Source organism: Dyadobacter tibetensis Y620-1 (assembly GCF_000566685.1).
Lineage (GTDB): Bacteria > Bacteroidota > Bacteroidia > Cytophagales > Spirosomataceae > Dyadobacter > Dyadobacter tibetensis.
This window is the reverse complement of record NZ_AZQN01000002.1, coordinates 410,259-433,142: the sequence shown is the minus strand read 5'-3', so window position 1 is coordinate 433,142 and position 22,884 is coordinate 410,259. Positions and strand designations below refer to the sequence as shown.

Here is a 22,884-nt window from a genome sequence, read left to right as displayed (position 1 = left end):
ACTTCTGGATATCTGCAATTTCTTTTTCTAACTTACTCAAAGTCGCACTATTGTATCATTTTTACTTCGATAATTCATGAAAAATATTCTTGTTATTGGAATGGGAAAGGTAGGGTCATTAGTAGGAACCTTACTATCCCATCAGTTTAAGGTAACCGGTATAGACAGGCATATGCCACCCAGACCCCTGGGTTTCGAAATCCTGCTCGGCGATATTACGCATCCGGATTTTTTGGAGGAGGTGATGGAAGGAAAAGATGCGGTAGTGTCTTGTATGCCCTATAATTTAAATCTGCCTATTGCAAAAAGTGCCCATGAAAAAGGGATCCACTATTTCGATTTGACGGAAGATGTGGACACCACCTCCGCTATCAGGGAAATGGCCCGAAGCAGTAGGGGAGTGATGGTTCCGCAATGTGGACTGGCTCCGGGATTCATTGGAATTGTTGGAACCGACTTGGCCGCTAAATTTACGAAGCTCAGAGACATAGAGCTTCGGGTAGGGGCTCTGCCGCGCTACCCCAATGGCCTTATGGGGTATTCATTTACCTGGTCGCCAGCAGGAGTGGTAAACGAATATATCAATGATGCGGAGGTGATACATAACGGCGTTAAAAAGCTGGTACCCTCATTGGAAGGGATAGAAATGATTAATATTGAGGGGCAGGAGTTTGAAGCTTTTAGTACCTCCGGTGGGCTGGGAACAATGTGTGAAACTTTTGAGGGCAGGGTGGATACCCTGAACTATAAGACGATCAGGTATCCGGGCCATTGCAGACTGATGCGTTTTATGCTGTATGAATTATTATTAAAAAATGACCGGGAACTGATTGAGAAAATTTTGACTGAGGCGAAACCTCCGGTACAACAGGATGTCGTATACGTTTATGCGGTGGTAGAAGGCTGGAAGGACGATCGCCTTGAAAGGGAGGAATTTTACCAGGCCTACCATCCCATCGAAATTGATGGGCAGCACTGGAGAGCAATTTCCTGGACCACCGCAGCCTCAATCGCCGCCGTTGTGGAGATGGTTGCTCAAGGTACCTTGCCTCAAACAGGATTTATCAGGCAGGAAGATATTGGTTTAGACGACTTTTTGAAGACTACCAACGGGGCTTTTTTTAAGAAATATACTACCTGAATCCGGGGTGGAAACTTCCTGGTCTGGAATTTGGATGAAGGAAAATAATAGTTATTGATTTTATACTAAAGAATATGATCATGAAGGATATAAAAGGGATATTAAAAAGGTTGCAGATTCAAGATATTAACCCTGGTGTAAGCACAGGTCAGGATTTCTGGGAAGGGAAAGGTAAACATGTGATCTCCTGGTCGCCAGTCGATGGCAGTGAAATTGCCCAGGTGACAATGGCTTCTGCTGAGGACTACCGCCGGGTAATAGACTGCTCCCAATCCGCATTTAAGGTGTGGCGAGCAAAGCCTGCCCCGATCAGAGGAGAGATAGTAAGGCAGATTGGTCATGCTTTGCGTGAGTACAAAACCGAGCTGGGGACACTGGTGAGCTACGAAATGGGGAAGAGCCTGCAGGAAGGCATGGGAGAGGTTCAGGAAATGATTGACATTTGTGATTTCTCAGTAGGACTTAGTCGCCAGTTGTATGGGAAAACCATGCATAGTGAGCGTCCGAACCACAGGATGTATGAGCAGTGGCATCCCCTGGGAACAGTAGGAATTATTTCTGCATTCAATTTCCCAGTGGCGGTATGGTCTTGGAATGCCATGATTGCCCTTGTATGTGGAAATGTATGTGTTTGGAAGCCCAGCGAAAAGACTCCGCTTACAGCACTAGCCTGCCAGCATATTATTAAGCGGGTTTTTGCGCATAATGATATTCCAGAGGGAGTGGTAGGTTTGGTTTGTGGGGAAAGGGAGATTGGCGAACTCATGGCCCAGGATCCGAAGATAAATCTTTTATCGGCTACTGGAAGCACCCGGATGGGGCGCTCCGTTGCCGAGCAGGTAGGCCAGCGACTCGGAAAGTGTTTGCTGGAACTGGGGGGGAATAACGCAATAATTGTCACTCCAGGAGCCGATTTTAGTGTGGCCGTTCCCGGCATCGTTTTTGGTGCGGTAGGAACAGCAGGACAGCGTTGTACCAGCACCAGAAGGGTGATTGCCCATGAGAGTATATATGAAATTCTTAAAACGCAGCTAGTGAAGGCTTATAGCCAGTTGAAGATAGGAAATCCTTTGGATGAGCATATTCACGTGGGTCCCTTGATTGATAAAGCTGCAGTAGACCAGTATCAGTCGACTGTAGATGTACTACGGCAAAAACAGCAAAAGTTTCTGGTGGAACCTGAAGTATTGAAGGGAGATCCTTATAGTTCGGGGTGTTATGTACGCCCATGCATCGTTGAGGTAGAGCATAACTTGGAAATAGTCCATCAGGAGACCTTTGCCCCCATATTGTACCTGATGCAATATACTGATTTAAACGAAGCAATAGCCATTCAAAATGAGGTACCCCAAGGCCTTTCTTCTTCCATATTCACGCTAAACATGCGGGAAGCCGAGCAGTTTTTATCGGCGGCAGGTTCCGACTGTGGCATTGCCAATGTCAATATTGGTACCTCTGGCGCCGAAATAGGTGGGGCCTTTGGAGGAGAAAAAGAAACGGGGGGTGGTCGCGAATCGGGTTCTGATGCCTGGAAAGCGTATATGCGGCGACAGACCAACACTATTAATTACGGCCATGGTCTGCCTTTGGCCCAGGGCATCAAATTTGATCTTGAGTGAGTGGATTTTATTCCTAACTTTGCATCCTTTGGTTGAGCATACACTAACGCAAAAGACGATTCATGAAATATAAGTTAACTTCAAATCAAGTGGCCTCTAAGGTAGCCGGAGAAACGGTAATTCTAAATCATAAAAAAGGTGCCTATTACGGCCTGGATGAGGTAGGCGGGTTGGTGTGGGATCTTCTGGAAAAAGGACCTCAAACTTTGGAAACCCTGTGTGATGAGGTGATGAAACAATATGACGTGGATCAGGCCACCGCACAGGCCGATCTGGATGGGCTGCTTCAATCTTTGATAACAGAGAACCTGGTGGAGACAGCGGAAGATAAGTAGATGGGTCAGATACAGCAATATCGCCGAAAGTGGAATCAGACACCTTCTTTTGAAAGGAAGTATCTTCTTAAGGCGTTCGCTACTCTTACCTGTATCAAATTGGGTCTGTTAATATTACCCTTTCATACTTTTAGAAGAATCTTTGCTCGCTTGACCAAGCGGGCTGGAAGCCAGCGTTTCTCGGAAGTGCAAATGAATCAGGTAGCGCTATCGGTTAATAGAATGGCCGATTTTCTACCATTTACGTTACTCTGCCTACCCCGTGCCCTGGCCGTAAAATATCTGTTACGGAATGAGCCCGATTTGACCCTGGAAATTGGCGTTGAGATAGGTCGTATTGATTCATTTGAAGCCCATGCCTGGGTGGAAAGGGACGGAAAAATCATCATTGGAGACTGGAACGAACAAATTACTTACCAGCGACTCTGGTCCTGGGAGTAATTACATTTTTAAGCATTGATATGACCTACTATAAGGCTTACGGATTGTCCATACGAGCGCAGATTCCTCTACCAGAGCTAAGCATAGGGGAATCTACTGAAAAGCCAGATTTGAAGGTAGTTTTGACTACGATTTCTCTTCCTAAACTTAAGAAAACCAATATCCATCGTAGAGGGGTTCGGGCAGACTTTGGAATAAACGAGCAGGGAGACTTGATTTTACACTGGCAAGGCGTTGCTAACTTCCAAGCCATGGGGGGCCACACCTTAGGCGTAGAACCCTTGGTAGACGATGAAAATATTATCAGTCTATTCACCGTGAGTGAGGCCCTTGGACTGATTTTGTTTCAGAGAGGATTATTCCTCTTACATGCAAGTTCGGTGCAAGTAGGAGATGAGGCCTGGTGTTTTATGGGGCAGCCTGGAGCCGGGAAATCCACCACAGCTGCTGCCTTCATCAAAGCAGGAAGCCCCCTTCTAAGCGATGATCTGACCGCCATTCAATTTGATGATAGGGGGCAACCTTGGATTATCCCCGCCTATCCGCAGCTTAAAATCTGGGAGACAACGGTCCATGGCCTAAATTACGATAGCAAGAATCTCGCTCCGGTGAGTGAGGGGGTCAATAAGTTTTCATTCCAGCCTAAAGAAGGCTTTCAACATGATCCGTTGCCTTTAAAGCGTGTGTTCTTCTTACATAAAGCGCGAAACAGACCCTATATGGATGGACTTTCTGCTGCAAGTATTCCCGTCGAATTATTGAAGCACTTCCCCCTACCACTTTCACTCGTGCAAAACGATGCCTTGAAGGATCATTTTTCCCAAAGCTTTCTGATTTCCCGACATGCGGCTCTATGGCGCAAGCGACGCGACAAGTCATTTAGCGCCTTAGAAGATTGGGTGGCCCAGGTAAACCTTAACGTAATGGAGAGCCGTGAAATATAAGAGAAGCCCAGAAGTGGATTTTTTATTATCCGTTTCTTTTAATCAGCCCTATTCTGGAAATCTTGGTACCCTTGATTTCGAACGATTGTACCGTCTAGCCCAATGGCACGGCCTCCGGCCGCAACTTCTAGCTTTCGCTGAAAAATATCTGATCACACTACCATTCATAACGGAGTTAGTAGAAGGTTGTAGAGAATTGTCGTTCTATAATCTCATTTTGGCCAACGAGCTAACGCAGTTGAAGGAAATGTTAGCTCAAAATGATATTGAATGTTATGCCTATAAAGGAAGTTTCTGGGCTGAATGGTTGTACCAGAATATTGGTATGCGCGAGTTTGGCGATATTGATATTTTAGTAGCCGATCGGGATATCCTTAAAAGTTTGGAGGTATTAAGAGAAGAAGGGGGATATATACCTGACCATTACCGCCAGTACTTGCTGAATGACAAAGCGTCTTACCCTCGATTTATGCGGACAGATTATCATATCCCGCTGCTCAAAGACTATGGTAACCAGGCTTTGGTACTTGAACTTCACTGGAGAACTGCTTATCCCAGGCTAGCCTTTGACTTTCCTGCCAGGGAATGGGCCGAATACGGCTCCATCTCGCTTATCCGAAATAAGGAGGTCAATGGCTTTATAAATGAATACCAATTATTATTACTTATTGTCCATCATTCAGGAAAAGAGTCCTGGCATAAATTGAAATATATCGCCGATTTGTGTGCCTATATGAACCTTTATGGAGCCTCTACCGATTGGAGACTGGTTTACCGTCTGGCCAGGAAAAAAGGAATATTTCAACTGGTTCAGGATAGTTTTAACCTGCTGATCGAACTGGGGTATGAATTTAACTTCTCTCTTCCGGAGGTTCTTAGGTTAGAAGAGACCGGCGAAGCAGGAAAAATAATATCCATATGGGAAGAGATGCCTGCCGCTAGTAGTAACTCGACCTTGCCATATCTGATGAGAGGAATAGCGGCCAGAGACGGGTGGAAATTTAAGTGTAAAGTAATTTGGTCGCATCTGAGCTATTTTTTGGAGATCCCCCTACTACTCAGGAAGGCCGGATATTACCGCAAGAATCGGTAGCCCATTGGCAGACTTACCGATTCTTGCTGCCAATATATTAATACAGTTTAAGTTCTATTATTCCAGAAACTGATTTGCCGGGGCTCACCAGGTTCAGTCCTTCTCCATTATTGAATGCATTTACATTGGCCGTAAGTGGTTCTATGGCCACACAGTCTCTGGCAGGAGGAGTGTAAATTACCAGATAATTAAATTTTCCGTCCCCAATCTCCTGCCTGATTTGCAGGGTAACATCCTGATTCTCTGAAATGAGTTCAGTGACAGCCGAATGACCATCGGCTTCTACAATAAAGCAGTTGTCCAATTCTTTCCTAAATAGAGAAAAGGGTCCTTGGTGGTGATATGGGGCAGTACCTGTTGGAATCATATTCCCATCAAAGGTTACAATCGTTTGAGAAGGTATTCTAATTTTCCAGGCATCTACTTCTTCATTTCCTAAATCGAAATAAGGATGCCAGCCAAACATGGCGGGTGCCGCATTGGTACCTTGATTATAGGCCTCGTAATGAAGACGAAAGATCCCCTGCTGATCCAGGCTATAGGTCACCTCAAATTTAATTTCAAAAGGGTACCCTGGCGTTGGAGTAATTGCATAGGCCAACCTGATTGCTGCGCAGTCCGATTTTATACTTTGTTCCTGAAGGGTGAATTTATTTTTCCGGACGAGTCCATGTATAGCATTTTTTCCACCCTTTTCATTACGTTCCAATTGGTAGCTTTTTCCTAAAAATGTATAAGACCCATCGGGGATTCGGCTGGCGAAGGGGAATAAGAGCTCGCTGGCACTCTGGCTATCTTCGGCAAGTTTTTGAGGCGTCGGAGGTGTTTTTAATAAGGAATATAATGTAACATCTTTCCGAAGTGATAACTGCCTCACTAGGCCGCCCAGCTCAGGTACCACGGAAAAGCGATTGCCTGTTGAGGCTTCCTGAACAACATATTCGGTAAGATCGCCAAATTGCTGCTTTGTAATTTCAAATAACATAAGGTATTTTTTAGTGTTTAGGATTGGGAGTCGAATGTAAAAAATAAAAACCGGACTGCATAAACAGACCGGTTTTTATTAGATTTTAGGCATTCGACTAGGATGGAGAACCGTCTTTGGTGTCTGCCAGAACTTCAGCATCTCCCTCAGTTGTAGTTCCGTCTTTATCCAGATGCTCCTTCACGATTTCTTCATGAATAGCAGCCTCCTCATTGGAACGGCGATTGACATATGCCTGGTAGCTGGTTTCTCTTTCGAAAGGACGCTTACCTATAAGCTTTTCCAGATCACTTTGGAAGAGAATTTCTTTTTCTAAAAGCTCCTTAGCCAATACTTCCAGAGCATCTCGCTTGTCGGTAAGTAGTTTTATCACAAACTGATAAGCCTGGTCCACCAATTTCCGCACCTCTTCATCGATAGCCTGTGAGGTCGATTCCGAGTAGGGTTTCGTGAAGTTATAGTCACTTTGTTTAGAATCGTAGAAAGAAATATTTCCAATCCTTTCGTTCATTCCATACATGGTAACCATGCTGTAAGCTACTTTCGTCACTCTTTCAAGATCACTTAAGGCTCCAGTGGAAATTTTGCCAAAGACCACCTGTTCGGCCGCCCTGCCACCGAGGGTCATACACATTTCGTCGAATAACTGTTCAGTGCGGTAAAGATACTGTTCCCGAGGCAGGTATTGAGCATAACCCAAAGCAGCAACTCCCCGAGGAACAATGGATACCTTCACCAATGGGTCGGCATGTTCCAGGAACCATCCCGCTACAGCATGACCTGCTTCATGGTAGGCAACAATCTCTTTCTCTTCCGGAGAAATGATTTTATTTTTCTTTTCCAAACCACCGATTACACGGTCCATGGCATCTTGGAAGTCTTGCATGGTAACTTCGTCACGATTTCTCCGCGCTGCAATCAGAGCAGCTTCGTTACATACGTTGGCGATTTCTGCTCCTGCAAAACCAGGAGTCTGAGATGAGAGTCGGTGCATATCCACATCTGCCGACAATTTCAAGGGCTTCAAATGCACCTTGAATATTGCCTCACGACCGATTACATCAGGCTTATCTACCGAGATCTGACGATCGAAACGACCTGGACGAAGGAGTGCCGGATCCAATACATCGGGACGGTTGGTAGCTGCTACGATAATAATACCGGAGTCAGAACCGAAACCATCCATCTCTACCAAAAGGGAGTTCAAGGTGTTTTCCCGCTCGTCGTTGCTACCTGGCATTGCTCCACGACCCCTTGAGCGACCTACTGCATCAATTTCATCAATAAAGATGATACACGGTGCTTTCTCTTTTGCTTGTTTAAACAAGTCACGCACACGCGCAGCACCTACCCCTACGAACATCTCCACAAAGTCAGATCCTGACAGAGAGAAAAAGGGGACACCTGCTTCGCCGGCAACTGCCTTGGCAAGAAGGGTTTTACCCGTTCCCGGAGGCCCTACGAGTAAAGCACCCTTAGGTATTTTTGCTCCTAATTTCTTGAACTTGTCCGGACTTTGAAGGTATTCTACAATCTCCTTGATTTCCTCCTTAGCCTCATCGAGTCCGGCAACATCGTTAAAAGTAATCTTAACCTTGTTTTCGGCATCAAAAAGGGTGGCTTTTGAACGTCCAATATTAAATATCTGTCCCCCAGGTCCCACGCCTCCTGACATTCGGCCTAAAACAAAATACATGATCAGGATGACCACAATAAAGAAGCCCCAGGTTCCCAAAAAGCTTGTCCAGTCGTTACGGGTATCCACCACAAAGGTGACCTTGTCCTGGTCTGGTACTCCTTCCTGCATCTTATCCAGATCCTTTTTAAAAGTTTCGGCAGAAGTTACCTGAAACTGGTAATGAGCCGGTGCTTCACTTCCAAAATAGGTATTTTCCTTTGCGATGGCCTTATATTTATCCAGCTTAAGAGCCTCCGGCTTTAAACTGACTTCTACGGTCTTGTCGTTGACAATCGTTACCCGATCCACCTCTTTGTCGGTCATCATCTTCTCGAATCGCTTCTGGGTAGTTGGTCTTACGGTGGATGTACGACTTAAGTAAGTTATTCCGAGTATGGTCGCTATAAGGGCGGCTATAATCCATCCTTGATACCCCTTCTGAGGGTTCTTCGGATTCAGCGGTCCCCGTTTGTTTTCGTTTTCAGACATTCTTTATAAGAATAAAATAAGAGGAATTATTAAGTATAACGTGAAGCATTCTACGAATGTTCACCTTATGAAGGGAATTATGCTACGGAATCCTCCATATGCGTTACGATGGCATCGCCCCAAAGCTCTTCCAAATCGTAATGCTCACGACGATCCTTATTGAAAATATGGGCAATCACGTCCACATAATCAATGAGTATCCATTCTCCATTAGCCTTACCTTCTTTTTGCCATGGGTCTATTTTTGTCGCCTTGTACACCTCTTCCTCCACCGAATCGGCCAAGGCATCTATTTGTGTGTCGGAATTACCCGAACAGATTACAAAAAAATCAGTGAATGAATTTTTGACCTTCCTCAGGTCCATTATCTTTATATCAACGCCTTTTTTCTCGGCCATTCCCTTTGCTACTAGCTCGGAGAGTTCTTTTGAAGATACTTCTTTATTTTTGCGTTCTTTCATGCTATTGGATTCCCTTTTCTATAAACCTTAAAATAAGCCAAAAAAATTGTACAATTCTATATCTAACACCGGAATTATTGGTAAAAAAATTGTTTATCTGCCAACTTGTCACTCAACAAACGACATAGCCGCCGAATTAGTGCGTGCAGAGGGTTTCGAAGAGGGGGCCATTGTCATTACCGACCACCAGACTAATGGGCGTGGACAGCGCGGTACGGCCTGGGAGTCCCGGCAGGGATCTAATCTGATGTTTTCCTTAGCTCTGACTCCGGCAAATGTTCCGATTATGCAGCAATTTCTGCTGAGCCAGATGGTGGCCTTGGGTCTGGTACAGTTCCTGAAAACCATAGGTCTTCCTGCATCTATTAAATGGCCTAATGATGTATATGTAGAGGATAGAAAGATTTGCGGGACACTTATCGAGAATAGTATACAAGGCAATAGAATTTCTAGTTGTATAGCCGGGATTGGTCTTAACGTAAATCAGTTAGAATTTCAGGGAATAAGAGCCACTTCCCTGGCCCTGGAAACTAAAAAAACATGGAGCTTGGAGGAGGCTCTTGACATGATAATCAAAGAGTTAAATGCCTATTATGCGGTCTTAATTTCTGGTGAGTTTAGGACAATCCGAGCGCATTATCTTGATAATTTGCTCGGATTGAATGAGACTAGAAATTTTAGAATAGCCAACAAAGTCTTTCAGGGGCAAATAGTCGGAATTAATGACTACGGACATCTTCTACTACTCAAAACGGGTACGAATCATCCCTTAGAACTGGACCTCAAAGAGGTGGAATGGATCTGGGATAATTAACCCCAGCGCCCCAGAAACGCCATGCCAATCGCACAAATGCCGAGCCCAAGTGACTCTCTTGCCAGCTCTATGTTTAAGGAACGCATCTGGGTTTCTCCCCAGAAAACTCCTTCGAATTCTGGAGGCCATTGTAAGATAGCACCGACTACATATCCAGCGGCGAGTACATAGAAAACCCAGCTGGGCCATAAGTCTCGTAGACTCATATAACAGGCTAACGCAGCAATACTATAAATGAAAATCCAAATGGAGGCATCCGGGTCATTGGTTTGGAAATAGGAAAAGATGAGAAAAACGATTCCCAATACGATTTTAAGTATTTTCATGAAGGTTGATATAATGGGTTATTAGTATATAAAGGTTAAATACGACAATTTAGTATATTTTTTGAAAAAGGTAGTCAAGTTCTAGCCTGCAAATTGGAAAAAGAGCCGACGCCAGGGAATAACTTCCTCTAGTTGGATGGAAAAACTTGTGGAAGATGTAGGGATTTATGAATTCGCATGGGTACACTCATCGGAAATGATGTGAGTAATACTAATTTTTGGAAAGCTTTTTCCATGCCTGGCCAACTGCGAAGCGTGATAGGTGAAATTTTAGAATTCCAATTAAATAGAATAAACCAGATGAATTTAGTAAGGGGGTAGCTTTGTTAGTTTCGTCCTAGTAAATGAAGAATTACTACAAAAACAACCCTCTCTCCGTTTTAGACACTTGCAGTATGATGACGAGTATATTCAAAGGCCTTACAATCCTGATCCTGATGATGGTATCGGCCCCTAATATTTTGGCTCAAAGTGAAATTGAATTAATTAAAAGTCGTATTGTTGCCGATCTCATGTCGCAAGAGGTTAATGACGATTATATTGACGAAATTCTAAAGAAAATAAATCCTGATGGGAGCTTTCCGGGGATTGACTACACGGATCTAAGCCGGACCGCTGGATTTCCGCATCGTTTTCATAATGCCAATTTATTACATTTGAGTAAGGCCTTTATGAAAGAATCGTCGAGATACTTTAGGGATGAACAAGTTAAGTCAGCGATTGTGAAGGGCTTGTCCTTTTGGTTGAAGAATGATTTTGTGGGTGATAATTGGCATGATAATCAAATTTCTACTCCTACCTATCTAGGCGATTTGGTGTTGATCGTTGGTGATCAGCTTCCAGAGATAATAGTAGATAGGCTTCAACCTATAATCGGTAGGGCGCATATGAATGCTTCTGGAGCACGACCTAGTGGCGACCGAATTGTCATCGCAGGAATCCTGGCTAAGAACCTGCTTTTTCGAGGTGAAGACAAGGAGTTTGAAAAGATTATCAATATTATTGAGGGTGAGCTTAAGTTCGCTACGGGCTCTCGGGGTATGCAACACGACTATAGCTTTCACCACCGGGTCGACCGGGTAAATAATACCGACTCCTATGGATATGGGAAATATGCCAATGCGTATGGGGATTGGTCCTATTATGTTTCGGGGACCCGGTATGCCTTTTCAAAGGAAAAGATAAACCAATTGGTAGATTATTATTTGGACGGTATATACAAACAATCCGTATATGGGATATATCCCGATGTAAGTGTCCAGAACCGGAGTATTACGATCAAGAAACCAGAATTGAAACCCAGAGGAACACAGGAAATCGAGCGTATACTGGCAAGCACGGACTATAGAAGAGTAGAGCTGGAGGAAATTATCCGCCTTAGAAAAGGGGAGATCAAACCTGGGAGGTCATTTGCCAAATTTTTCTGGCAAACAGAACATTTCGTATTTCAGAGACCGGATTTTTATACTACCGTACGCATGTTTTCTAGCCGTAATCGCAACATGGAAGTACCATATAATGGGCCCGGGAAGCCCACCCACCATCGTGCCGACGGGACCAACTACCTACTCTTAAAAGGAGATGAGTATCATAATATATGGCCAGTTTACGATTGGCAGAAGATATCTGGTACGACCATCTTGCAAAAGCCAGAACTTCCCAGTCCTGAAGAGATTCAGAAAGATGGGCTGACCGATTTTGTAGGTGCCGTCACCGATGGGCTTTACGGAGCAGTGACATTCGACTTTAAAAGTCCCCATGATCCTTTGCAAGCTAAGAAGTCGTGGTTTTTTTTCGATGAGGAATATGTGTGTCTAGGGGCTGATATCAAAGCAGACTCCAAATTGCAGGTGGCTACTACCCTGAACCAATCCTTGCTTCGTTCTCCGGTTCATATTTCAGAGGGTAAGAACTCCCAGTTGATGAAGCACGGAGGTCGGGAATTAAAGGGAATAAAATGGGTACATCATGATCGGGTAGGCTATGTTTTTCCGGAACCTGAAAAAGTGAGTCTCTCTAATCAAGTGGAGACAGGTAACTGGGCATCCATCACCGACCAGAAGAATATCAGTCAAGAAGAGGTACAGGAGGGAGTTTTTAAACTCTGGCTCGACCATGGTAGCAAACCAGCCAACGCCACCTATGCCTATATGGTGGTACCTAACGTGTCGGAACAGGAACTCGAGAGGTCCAGCAAGGATAACCGCTCTATAGATATCCTGTCGAATACGGCAAATATACAGGCCGTACACCACAAGAGGTTGGGAATTAGTCAATTGAGTTTTTATCATGCGGGGGAATTAACTATAGACAACGCGCTGACGGTCAGGCTGGATAGCCCTGGGATGGTCATGCTGAAGCAAACGGCCGGTCGACTCTCCCAGCTTACTTTGGCGGATCCCTCTCGTAAACTGAGCCGTATGTTGGTGACAGTGAGTGGTCAATATCCAGGGGACGGCGACCATTACCGTAGCATTGTAGATAAGCAGGCTGGAAGCACGCTCTTTATAGTCGATTTGCCTGTGGGCGTATATTTGGGGAAGAGTGTTGTACTGGCTGTGCAATAGCATAATTTAGCCCAGAAATTAGAAACAGTACATTTTGAAGAAGATTTCGAGCTATGCTGTGGTTTTACGAAGCATTTACCTGTTGAAAGCGGAATATACATTAATGGAAAGCTATATATTGTTAGTTACCCGCCCAAAATTCCTATAAGGTCAAAAATGAATCGTATGAAACAAAGGTTTGTCAGAAGTGGAAATGAACTTTACTCGGCGAAAAGGTAATCGTTAAAAAATTATTGTGTTTTTTTGTAAAAAGAAGCTTACCGAGTAGTTATGCCCAAACTTTTGGAGAAGAATATATCCCATAAACAGATTAATGAAGAATTAGTGGTGTTTACGGCGCACGATGCCGAATATCATTTGGAGCTTAATGTCCCCTTTAGGGCCGAAGCTTTCGCCCTGATTTTGGTAGAAACTGGGGAGCTGCAGGTGCAATCCAATCTGAAGAATTACACCCTTCTACCTCAAAGCATTTTAATGGTATTACCAGACTCGCTGAACGAACTGAAATACGAATCTGACGATCTGAACTTCGTTTGCCTGGCATTTCAAAAACGATACCTAGAAAGATTGGGCCTTATTATGTCTCGTTCGGAGGCGGTATTAATGTTCTCCAAAGACGTTCAACATCACTTCGAGCTGTCGGCAATGGATCATGCAGATATCGTCTATGGGATATCAGTTTTGGCTCGGAAGATTAACATGAATACAGAAACTCCTTTTTATGACGAAGTCGTCAATAGTACTTTTTTATCGGTAACGTATCAGGTAGCCTCTATATTTTTTACCAAACTACCCGTATTAAATGTACAATTAAGTAGGAAGGAGGAAATAGCATCTAAATTTCTCGGGTTGCTGGCAGAGAAGTTCCGACAAGAACGAAGTGTATCCTATTATGCCAACGTCTTGTCCATTACCACACGTCATCTTTCGCAGGTGCTCAAGGAAGTTACTGGAAAAACTGCCGGAGAACTGATCGATGAGTTAGTTATTCAGGAGGCTAGGGTGCTGCTGTCTCAGTCCTCCATCAATGTGGCTGCGGCGGCTCAAATCTTACAGTTTAGTAACCAGTCTTTCTTTGGTAAGTATTTCAAACAACATACCGGATACTCCCCTTCAGAATATCGTTCGTTGAGCCGAACGACGCTGAATCCACCGTTTTGACCAATTCTTCCACCGTTTAGGTCTTTTAAGGTCCACTACAGCTACCGAATTTTGCATGGTAAATAATCTACAATACCATGCGATAATGGGAAATAAGCTTTTAAATAAAATAGCAGTAGTCATCGGCGCGGGCTCTATACTTGACCGTCAGGTAACTCGAGCGTTATTGCTAGAAGGTGGCCAGGTAGCCGTACTGGCTGCCAGCGCTGAGGACTTGTGGCAGCTTAAGTGCTTTCTTAAAAATGACGAAATATCAAGGCTCCATCTTTATTTGACCGACCCCCTCGACTATATCAAGAGTCTGGATATATTGGCCCATCTAAAGGAATCCTTTTCAAGAATTGATATAGTTTTTACAACTCTGGCCAATTACAGTCCACTGGCCACTCCGCAGGATATACTGGTTGCCGATTGGAAACGGACGACAGAGGAGCATATCCAGTTCTACTTCACCAATCTTCTCATACTGGGCTATCTAAAAGACGATACATCCTTATACGTGACCGCGGGTAGACAACCTGTAATTAAGGGCGACAATCAAAATATCTTAGCCGACCTACGCCAACTTTTACGTCTGGAAAGTCACCAATATTTTCTGCCAGAAATGGCCAGTACCAATGCCCGCTATCATCACCTTTACCTAAAGGAATCGTGGGGGGGTAAAGACGAGGCTGTTTCCTTAAAAAAGGATTATGCCGACTATATTATTCAGTTATACCTGGGACAAACGGAGTGTTTAAAGGCTGATATCCGCCAAGTCGTTTTAAGTCTTTAATAGGACCAATTTTCTCTTTTCAAATAAATCTAATTAGAAAATAAAAAACAATGCAAGTATTGATAAAAACCTTGACTCCATTATTGGTATGTGGACTCGCTTTGGGCAGCTGTACCCAGGAAAAGAATAAGGAGTCCAAAGAGGCTACTCCAGTAGCGGTGAGCATATACCGTGTAGGGACGGCCAACCAAAGCCAGCAGCTGAGCTATTCAGGTAGTATAGAGCCGGATAATGTGGCCCAAATCGGCTTTGCCGTTGGAGGGGTTGTTAATAATGTGATGGTCCAAGAAGGGCAACGCGTGAAACAAGGGCAATTATTGGCCTCTATTGACGCCACGGAATACGAGCAAGCGCTGGCCATTGCCGAAGCAGGCCTTGAACAAGCAGAGGACATGTACAACCGATTAAATGAGCTCTATAAGAAGGGAAGTCTGCCCGCGAAGGACTTTATTGATATCAAAACTAAAGTCGCTCAGGCTCGGGCCAATAAGAATATTAATGCCAAACATATTTCCGATAGTCGTTTGCATGCCCCTATGGCAGGCATTATTTCGGTCAGGGCTATTGAGCGTGGGAGTATGGCCGCTCCAGGCGTACCTGCTTTTACCATTGTTAAGACCGATCAGGTATATGCTCGTTTTTCTGTACCAGAAAGTGAAGTGGGGGGCCTAAAGGCGGGTATGCCAGGGTGGGTATATATACCCACGTTAGCAGATACCTTAAAGGGAAATATCAGTATTATCAACCCCCAGGCCGATCCCGTTTCGAGAACCTATACCATTAAGATCAGAATAGCAAATAACGAACATCGCTTAATGCCTGGCATGCTCACAGAAACTACAATTATGACGGGGAAAGAGGTTGAAGAACTGGTTGTTCCGGCCAAATCGGTGGTGCGGGATGTAGAGGATCTGTCTTATGTGTATTTGGTAGGGGAGGGAAAAAAGGTTGTAAAAAGAAGGGTAGAAACGGGTAGGCTTACAGGCAACGGAGAAGTCGTGATTCGCAAGGGTATCAAGCCTGGCGATACTGTTGTAATAGCAGGCCAGTCTGGACTTAAGGATGGAAGTGAGATATCCTTTTGAATTACCTCTGGCGAATGAATTAAAATCAGTAAGATCGATTTGAAAATATGAAAAATAGAAAAATTAACTTCATTGAAGCGGCCATGAAGTACAAGCAAGTTACGCTTGTAATCACGGGATTAATGTTGCTTCTAGGAGCATGGGCCTTGCAAAATATGCCCCGAGCCGAAGATCCGAAAATTGAAACCCCTGTGGCAATGGTCTATGCCTTTTATCCTGGTGCCGACGAGCTTCAGATGGAACAACAGGTAACCAACAAAATAGAGCAATTCTTGTTCTCCTTTGAGGAAGTAGACAAGCAAAAAACGAAGTCGCAGACGCGGGAGGGACAGGTCTTTATTACCGTGCAACTCCATTCGGAGGTAAAGGACCGCAAGAAATTTTGGGCTACCCTACAGCATGGACTCAATACAAGCATGCGGGCCAGTATACCGCAGGGAGTGATGGGGCCGATCGTTAACAGTAATTTCGGGGATGTTACTGCGCAAATTATCGCTGTTTCTTCTCCGAAAAGGAGCTATGCCGAACTGGAAAAGTACCTAGACAAGATGGAGGCTGTTTTGAAAACGATTCCGGAAGTATCTAAGATAAACCGGTCGGGCGGGCAACGGCAGCAAATCTATGTCACTGTGGACGATCGAAAGATGCAGCAATACGGATTCGACATGTCAGTGATTGTCCAGACTTTGCAAATGCAGAATATTACCGCCCCCTCGGGAGAGCTGACGGTAGCCTCAAACATCATACCCGTTTTTACAAACAGCCAATATAAAACCCAAGACGATATCGCCAACCAGATCGTATATACCACCCCCCAAGGCGTAGTGGTTCGTCTGAAAGATGTGGCCACTATCGAAAGGCGCTATGAAGAAGAGTCATCTTTTATTCGTATTGGAGAGGATAAGGTAATGCTCATTACCACAGAGATGCAACCGGGCAATAATATCGTGGCTTTTGGGGAAAAAGTAGATAGACAGCTTGAAGAATTAAAGGCGGAGTTTCCCGATGATATTAGTATCAATACAATCGTTAATCAGCCAGAAGTTGTAGGAGAAAGTATCAGTCATTTCATGTTCGAATTTTGTTTGGCAATTCTTTCAGTAATCATTGTGGTGATGCTCCTGCTTCCCATCCGAGTAGCGGCCGTTTCTTCGGTGGCCGCGCCCATCGCCATACTGATCACCTTTGGTGTGCTGAGCATTATTGGGATAGAGCTGCATCAAGTGTCACTGGCAGGTCTTATTATCGTCTTAGGAATGGTGGTAGACAATGCCATAGTGGTGGTAGATAATTATATAGAAAAGCTCGATGAGGGCGTCACGCCCTGGACGGGCGCTTGGCAGGCGGCACAGCAGTTGTCCTTACCCATATTTACAGCAACGTTGGCTATTATTTTTGCCTTTGCTCCATTGGCCTTTTTTATGAATGGTATAGCCAAAGACTTTATGGCTTCCCTGCCCATCACGGTGGCGGTAGCGCTGATCGCCTCTATGCTGGTGGCCCTTCTCCTGACCCCTTATATGTGCTTTGTATTTATCAAAAAAGGGTTAAAACATCAAATTAGCGAGCGCCCGCCACGAAAGTCCTTACTCGATAGGCTTCAAAATGTTTTCAATATGGCCGTTGAGTTTTGCTTCCGATGGCCCAAGAGCACCATGGCAGCGGCTGTTGGGGCGGTTATCCTGGCCTTTGTCGTGGCTGCCAATGTGGAGCAAGAGTTCTTTCCAGTCAGTGAAAGAAACCAGTTTAACGTCGAAGTATGGATGCCAAATGGAACGGCATTGTCGGAAACTGAAACGACTGTAAGGGGCATAGAGGCCATACTAAATAAGGATCAAAGGGTCGTGAACATTGCCAGTTTTGTAGGTACCAGCTCACCTCGCTTCCAGACTTCTTATGCGCCTGAAATTCCTCGACGAAACTTCGCACAATTATTTATAACCACCGAAAGTAATGAGGCTACCGATGAATTAGTGAAAGAGTATCGGCCAAAATTTGAAGGCTTCGTTAAAGATGGTTATGTACGTTTTCGTCAACTAAGTTTCCAGGAGGGTTCTCCTTTGGCTATTCGCGTAATCGGAGAGAATCTTAAAGATCAGAAAAGAGTCGCTCAACAAATAGAGGACATGTTAAGCAATACAGAAGGTACCAACTGGGTCCGTACCGATTATGAAGATGATTATCTGGCGGTAAGTTTGAAGGTTAAAGAAGATGTTGCGGCCAGACTAGGAGTCTCCAATCAGGCCATAACCCAGACACTTGCAGCCGGATTAAAGGGGTTTTCAGTATCTCAAATATGGGAAGGGGATAAGCCTGTAGATATATTTTTGCGCCTTAATGAGAGCAGTCGTAAGGACTTTGGAAGCCTTGAGGACCTCCATATTAGTTCAATGTATGGTAACAAGGTGGCCCTTAAAGAAGTCGCCGATCTGGTGCCCTCGTGGCATACAGGCGTACTGGCGCATCGCAATGGACTTCGTACGCTTACGGTATTGTCGGAAGCCCAGATGGGCCGCAGGGCGTCAAGCATTCTTAAGGAGCTGCAGCCACAGATCGAAGAGCTGCAACTTCCCGATGGTATCAGCATCCAATATGGTGGCGATGCCGAGTCGAGTGGAGAGAACATGCCAGGGATGATGACCGCCTTGAGTGTATCACTCGTGCTGATTTTTATCACCTTGTTATTTCAGTTCAAAAGCTTTGGAAAGAGTATCATTATCCTAGCTACCTTTCCGCTGAGTCTTCTAGGTGCATTTTTGGGACTGTATCTGACGGGAAACCCAATTGGTATGACGGCCTTTATGGGAATTATTAGTTTGATTGGAATTGTGGTTCGGAACGGAATAATACTGGTAGACTACGCCGATGAACTGGTCTTGGATCACGGATATTCCATAAAAGCGGCAGCCTTATCGGCGGCTAAACGGAGGATGCGCCCCATCTTCCTGACCTCTGCCGCCGCTGCTGTGGGTGTTGTGCCTATGATCATAGGGAAATCACCCTTATGGGCTCCGCTTGGAAGTGTCCTAGCATTTGGCTTGATCGTATCCATGATCCTGACACTATTTGTAGTGCCCGTCTTATACTATAGGTTTATAAAACCTGTGCCCGAGGAAGAGCTCCCAGCACCCACTAGCGAGCATATCCAATTCAAGCCTTCTCATTCTTAGTCATCAAAAAAATAGAGTATGACGGTAGTAGCAGTAATGATGAATGGTAGGCGGCGTCCAGTCTTCAGCTGCTTACCATTTTTGTGAATTATGCTACTACCGACATTATCAATACTAAATTTCAATCCAGTATGAAACGATCAATCACGGGTAAAAGGGGTTACAATACCAAAGCATTGAGCCTCCTTGTTCCAATATTTCTACTTATGGCTTTTGTCGCTCAAGCGCAGCAATCATTAACATTGCAGGAGATCCGCCAACTGGCCACCGAACATAACAGAAAAATTGCCCAGGCCCAGTATAATATCAAGGCTGCAGAAGCCGTACAGGCTGGAACCAAAGGTCTCAATAAGCCACAGATCGATGGTTCTGTATCTGCTTTTCATGTAGGTAAGCCTCTGAGTAGCCTTCTGCCCTCTGTTGGGGTTAGCCCTTCGCTAACGGTCTCTCAGGCTATTTATGCAGGAGGTAAAATAAAACTCGGGCAGTCTGCTGCAGCAAAAGGGGTAGAAATACATCAAAACCAGAAGACATTAACAGAAACTCAGGTGTTGCTACAGGCCGAAACGGCGTATTGGCAGATCGTGAGTCTGAAAGAAAAAATAGGTCTGACCAATCGATTTATCGTTTTGTTAGACTCTTTGGACCAGCAACTTTCCAATTCCTTTGATGCCGGGTTAATCTATAAAAACGACCTCTTAAGAGTAAGGGTACAACGAAATGAAACGGCCCTCAATTTGGCGAAAGCAGAGGATGGACTCATGCTTGCCAAGTTAAGCCTAGCTCAAATTATCGGTATGCCTGGAGATGTCAATTATTCTATCAGCGACTCGGTTTCAGGTTCATTTAGCCCTTTAGCTAGTGAGCCGTTGCCTAGTATAGCCGAAAACCGCATAGAAATCCAAATGCTGAAAACCACCATGGAAGCTCAGCAGCTTCAGAAGGAAATACTTAAGGCCGATTTTAAGCCAACCGTTGGTCTACTTTTCGGTGGATTTACCGGTGTAGGAAAAAAGATGAATTTTACCACTGGGGCAAATACCCTGTCTTCCTATTTTGGTATGCTGAGTGTAAGTGTGCCGATTTGGGACTGGGGACAGAAAGCGAGTAAGGTGAAGGAACAATCCTACCGTATGGATGCCTTACAGAGTCAGATTGACGAAACCAAAGAGTTGCTTACGCTGGAAGTTCAGGAGGCCTATTCGCAGCTCAATCAGTCGGCCCGTCGAATTAGCTTGTCCTATGCGTCGGTGTTACAGGCAGAGGAAAACCTGCGCTTAAGTACGGATCGGTTTGCGGCTGGGACCGTTACCGGACAGGATGTCCTAGAAGCTCAGACACTCTGGGAGCAGGCTAACAGTAATATCATCGATGCTAAAATAGCGTATAAAATAAATGAGGCCGCCTATAGAAAGGCAATAGGGGATATCCAATAGCAATGTGGTATATGCCAGACGATATTGCCGCCAAAAACTGTAAGCCAGCAATACTATATGTAGATTCTGAGGTGCATAATATAACGGCATTTGTGGCGATGTTGCGCCGGGAGTACCATATCGTATCGGCTGGCTCGGCCTTTTTGGGGCTGGAAATATTACAGTCACAACATTTTGAAATTATAGTCAGTGCAAAAAATATGAAAGAAATGAATGGGGCGATGTTTTTGGCCAAATCTATGGCAACCCATCCGTGCTCTATCCGCCTGATGGTATCGGACTATGCCGATGAGGACATGGGACAGGGGCAGGGGCGCTTAATCCATGATTTTTTAATAACCCCTTGGGATCAGTCGCAGGTAAAGGCGATATTGAAAAAGTCTTTTGCAGATTATTTGCTAACCTATAAGGCGAAAAATATGGAGTAGGTCGCCTTATTATGCTTTTGGTAAATGGTCTAGGTAAGCATATTCAGCGACCTGTATCAGTCTGAGTAAAAAGGGACTCGATTAGGAAATCGGACCCTATCGAATATCCAGGCCTTCTGGAGGGGAGGTCTTTGCACCCATGGGTTTGTGTAAAAACCGTAAATGAACGACGCCAATAAATAAGGCCAAAACACCTTCGCCTAGTATAGTATTTTGCACCCCAATGTACTTGGTTACTGTACTGACCAGCAAACTGCCAATAGGAACCATGGCCGAATAGGACATGACGAACAGGCTGATGACCCGCCCACGCATGGCCGGGGCTACGGAGGTCTGGATTAGGGTATTACTGATCGTAACCTGCGACATCATACCAAAGGCACCGATCATGATAAAGAGTAGGGCCAGGGGGTAGATGGTTGTATGAGAGAATAGGATTAACCCAAAACCAAAAACAAAGGTGTTGATGGCTAGCACCTTACTGAGGTTCGTTTCGGGCTTTAAGGATGCGAGGAAAATGGCGCCAATAAAAGCCCCTAGGCCTATGGCGCTGTCGATAAATCCAAAAGTCTTGGCCGTTCCATTGAAAATGTCTTTGGCATAGACGGGCATTAGAGTGGTAAAAGGTAAACCAAAGAGGCTAATGGCCGATAACATCAGGATGATAAAGCCAATAGAAGGGGTTTCTTTTACGTATTTTATGCCATCTTTTAGGTCGCCCAAAATATTTTGAGTACGTTCCTTGGTAATATGCTTGGGTAAACGAATCAAGCTAAGGGATCCTATAACCGCTACAAAGCTCAGCGCGTTAATACCGAAACATACTACTTCTCCCCAATGTGCTATTGCTACGCCAGCAATGGCCGGTCCCAATAATTTGGATAAGTTTACCATCGATGAATTTAAAGCTACTGCATTGGGTAGATCTTTTTTATCGTCGACCATACTGAACACCAAAGATTGCCGAGCGGGTACGTCGAACCCGTTAATGATTCCCAATAGAACACTCAATCCAATGATTTCCCAAACGGCGTTGTTTTTATAATAAACGACAAGGGTTAGCAATAAAGCCTGAGCCATCGATAATACCTGAGTCGCTAACAGGACTCGATACCGATCGTATCGGTCCGACACCACCCCACCTAGGGAAGTAAACAGGGCAGAGGGCATCAAGGTAGCAAATACACTTAGACCAAGCATCGTTTTTGAGTTGGTGTAGGAGTATATCACCCAGCTTACGGCCGTTTTTTGCATCCAAGTGCCCAGCAATGAAATGGACTGGCCTACAAAAAATAGTCGGTAATTATGGCTTTTAAATGCACGAAAAGTATTCTGGTTCATAGGAACAATAGATAGTCATTTGAGCGCTGAGGCAGCGCCAGTATTATAATTTTGCACATTTATGTATACAAAAATAGAGTGCCTGTCGGTGGGTAAGGAATCTTCTCCATCATCTTATCATGATTTTTGCCTGGCTAATCCCTCGGGGATATGTGCATTACCTTAGTGGTTCAACGAAAATAGACCACCAAAGTTTCAGCCCAGCTGTAGCCAGGGTGTTTTTTATCTATGGCAACAGTGCCGACATAGGAACTGATGTACTGGTGGGGTCAGAGGGTTTTATGCGATACGACTATAGCTTTCTATACGCTTTTCTAGTCCGTAATCTCAATATGGAAGTGTCATCAATTGGGCCCTGGAAGCCCAGCCCTCATCGTGCCGACGGGGTAATTGGGCAGCCATCACCGATCGGAAAAATATCAGTCAGGAATAGGTACATGAGGGAGTTTTTAAACTGCACCCTCATTCATAAAGAGCAGAATTCTACCTTATTCGTTGTTGATCAGCCTTAAATAGTTGGTATAGATTAATATTTTGGGGAAGTCGGTATCAATTGTAACCATAATTTAGTTTTTTAGTGGTGATTTGTTCTTAT

20 protein-coding genes are annotated in these 22,884 nt (G+C 44.6%); 15 read left to right on the top strand and 5 right to left on the bottom strand.

The features are described from left to right. Window positions 1–76 precede the first annotated feature (76 nt). From X939_RS0105460 to X939_RS0105435, 6 genes are all read left to right on the top strand, one after another. On the top strand, window positions 77–1,141 hold the full coding sequence (locus X939_RS0105460; RefSeq protein ID WP_025762256.1) for a saccharopine dehydrogenase family protein: 1,065 nt from the start codon (window positions 77–79) through the stop codon (window positions 1,139–1,141). Between the two features lie 80 nt (window positions 1,142–1,221). Beyond that, window positions 1,222–2,760, top strand: coding sequence for an L-piperidine-6-carboxylate dehydrogenase (gene amaB / locus X939_RS0105455; protein WP_044198645.1), 1,539 nt, complete (start codon window positions 1,222–1,224; stop codon window positions 2,758–2,760). 62 nt (window positions 2,761–2,822) lie between these two features. Further along, on the top strand, window positions 2,823–3,095 hold the full coding sequence (locus X939_RS0105450; RefSeq protein WP_025762254.1) for a PqqD family peptide modification chaperone: 273 nt from the start codon (window positions 2,823–2,825) through the stop codon (window positions 3,093–3,095). Then, window positions 3,096–3,536 (top strand): lasso peptide biosynthesis B2 protein, encoded by a 441-nt coding sequence (locus X939_RS0105445; protein ID WP_025762253.1) that lies wholly within the window; start codon window positions 3,096–3,098, stop codon window positions 3,534–3,536. Window positions 3,537–3,556: 20 nt separating this feature from the next. Then, window positions 3,557–4,480 (top strand): phosphoenolpyruvate carboxykinase (ATP), encoded by a 924-nt coding sequence (locus X939_RS0105440; protein WP_025762252.1) that lies wholly within the window; start codon window positions 3,557–3,559, stop codon window positions 4,478–4,480. After that, a complete protein-coding gene (locus X939_RS0105435) occupies window positions 4,470–5,573 on the top strand; it encodes a nucleotidyltransferase family protein (protein WP_025762251.1) in 1,104 nt (367 codons plus the stop codon). Before X939_RS0105440 ends, X939_RS0105435 begins: the two co-directional genes overlap by 11 nt. A 37-nt stretch (window positions 5,574–5,610) precedes the next feature. Here the strand turns inward: X939_RS0105435 and X939_RS0105430 are convergent, their stop codons facing one another. The 3 genes from X939_RS0105430 to rsfS form a co-directional block, all read right to left on the bottom strand. After that, window positions 5,611–6,558 (bottom strand): aldose 1-epimerase, encoded by a 948-nt coding sequence (locus tag X939_RS0105430; protein WP_025762250.1) that lies wholly within the window; start codon window positions 6,556–6,558, stop codon window positions 5,611–5,613. A 97-nt stretch (window positions 6,559–6,655) separates the two neighbouring features. Continuing rightward, on the bottom strand, window positions 6,656–8,725 hold the full coding sequence (gene ftsH / locus X939_RS0105425) for an ATP-dependent zinc metalloprotease FtsH (RefSeq protein ID WP_025762249.1): 2,070 nt from the start codon (window positions 8,723–8,725) through the stop codon (window positions 6,656–6,658). Between the two features lie 77 nt (window positions 8,726–8,802). Continuing rightward, window positions 8,803–9,186, bottom strand: coding sequence for a ribosome silencing factor (rsfS, locus tag X939_RS0105420; RefSeq protein WP_025762248.1), 384 nt, complete (start codon window positions 9,184–9,186; stop codon window positions 8,803–8,805). Between the two features lie 46 nt (window positions 9,187–9,232). On the opposite strand from rsfS, the gene X939_RS0105415 reads away from it, so the two are divergent. Next, a complete protein-coding gene (locus X939_RS0105415; protein ID WP_025762247.1) occupies window positions 9,233–10,000 on the top strand; it encodes a biotin--[acetyl-CoA-carboxylase] ligase in 768 nt (255 codons plus the stop codon). Here X939_RS0105415 and X939_RS0105410 read toward each other — a convergent pair. Continuing rightward, window positions 9,997–10,326, bottom strand: a complete 330-nt coding sequence (locus X939_RS0105410) for a transmembrane 220 family protein (RefSeq protein WP_025762246.1) — start codon at window positions 10,324–10,326, stop codon at window positions 9,997–9,999. The two genes, X939_RS0105415 and X939_RS0105410, sit on opposite strands and share 4 nt — an antisense overlap. Before the next feature lie 395 nt (window positions 10,327–10,721). On the opposite strand from X939_RS0105410, the gene X939_RS0105400 reads away from it, so the two are divergent. The 7 genes from X939_RS0105400 to X939_RS0105370 all read left to right on the top strand — a co-directional run bounded on the left by X939_RS0105400 (window position 10,722) and on the right by X939_RS0105370 (window position 20,948). Beyond that, entirely contained in the window at window positions 10,722–12,893 is a 2,172-nt protein-coding gene (locus tag X939_RS0105400; protein ID WP_229235999.1) for a polysaccharide lyase family 8 super-sandwich domain-containing protein, read from the top strand. Between the two features lie 270 nt (window positions 12,894–13,163). After that, on the top strand, window positions 13,164–14,054 hold the full coding sequence (locus X939_RS22910; protein WP_025762244.1) for a helix-turn-helix domain-containing protein: 891 nt from the start codon (window positions 13,164–13,166) through the stop codon (window positions 14,052–14,054). An 85-nt stretch (window positions 14,055–14,139) separates the two neighbouring features. Then, entirely contained in the window at window positions 14,140–14,829 is a 690-nt protein-coding gene (locus X939_RS0105390) for an SDR family oxidoreductase (protein ID WP_025762243.1), read from the top strand. Window positions 14,830–14,879: 50 nt separating this feature from the next. Next, a complete protein-coding gene (locus X939_RS0105385) occupies window positions 14,880–15,914 on the top strand; it encodes an efflux RND transporter periplasmic adaptor subunit (protein ID WP_025762242.1) in 1,035 nt (344 codons plus the stop codon). Window positions 15,915–15,961: 47 nt separating this feature from the next. After that, entirely contained in the window at window positions 15,962–19,084 is a 3,123-nt protein-coding gene (locus tag X939_RS0105380) for an efflux RND transporter permease subunit (protein WP_025762241.1), read from the top strand. A 131-nt stretch (window positions 19,085–19,215) separates the two neighbouring features. Beyond that, window positions 19,216–20,520 (top strand): TolC family protein, encoded by a 1,305-nt coding sequence (locus X939_RS0105375; RefSeq protein WP_131694656.1) that lies wholly within the window; start codon window positions 19,216–19,218, stop codon window positions 20,518–20,520. Window positions 20,521–20,531: 11 nt separating this feature from the next. Continuing rightward, window positions 20,532–20,948 carry a response regulator gene (locus X939_RS0105370; RefSeq protein ID WP_198034365.1) on the top strand — a complete coding sequence of 139 codons (417 nt, stop codon included), beginning with the start codon at window positions 20,532–20,534 and terminating at the stop codon, window positions 20,946–20,948. Window positions 20,949–21,044: 96 nt separating this feature from the next. Here X939_RS0105370 and X939_RS0105365 read toward each other — a convergent pair whose 3' ends face one another. Next, window positions 21,045–22,289: an MFS transporter gene (locus X939_RS0105365; RefSeq protein WP_025762238.1), complete on the bottom strand. Its 1,245-nt coding sequence runs from the start codon at window positions 22,287–22,289 to the stop codon at window positions 21,045–21,047. Between the two features lie 119 nt (window positions 22,290–22,408). Here X939_RS0105365 and X939_RS0105360 point away from each other — a divergent pair, with 119 nt between their 5' ends. Further along, window positions 22,409–22,801 (top strand): hypothetical protein, encoded by a 393-nt coding sequence (locus tag X939_RS0105360; protein WP_025762237.1) that lies wholly within the window; start codon window positions 22,409–22,411, stop codon window positions 22,799–22,801. Window positions 22,802–22,884: the final 83 nt, after the last annotated feature.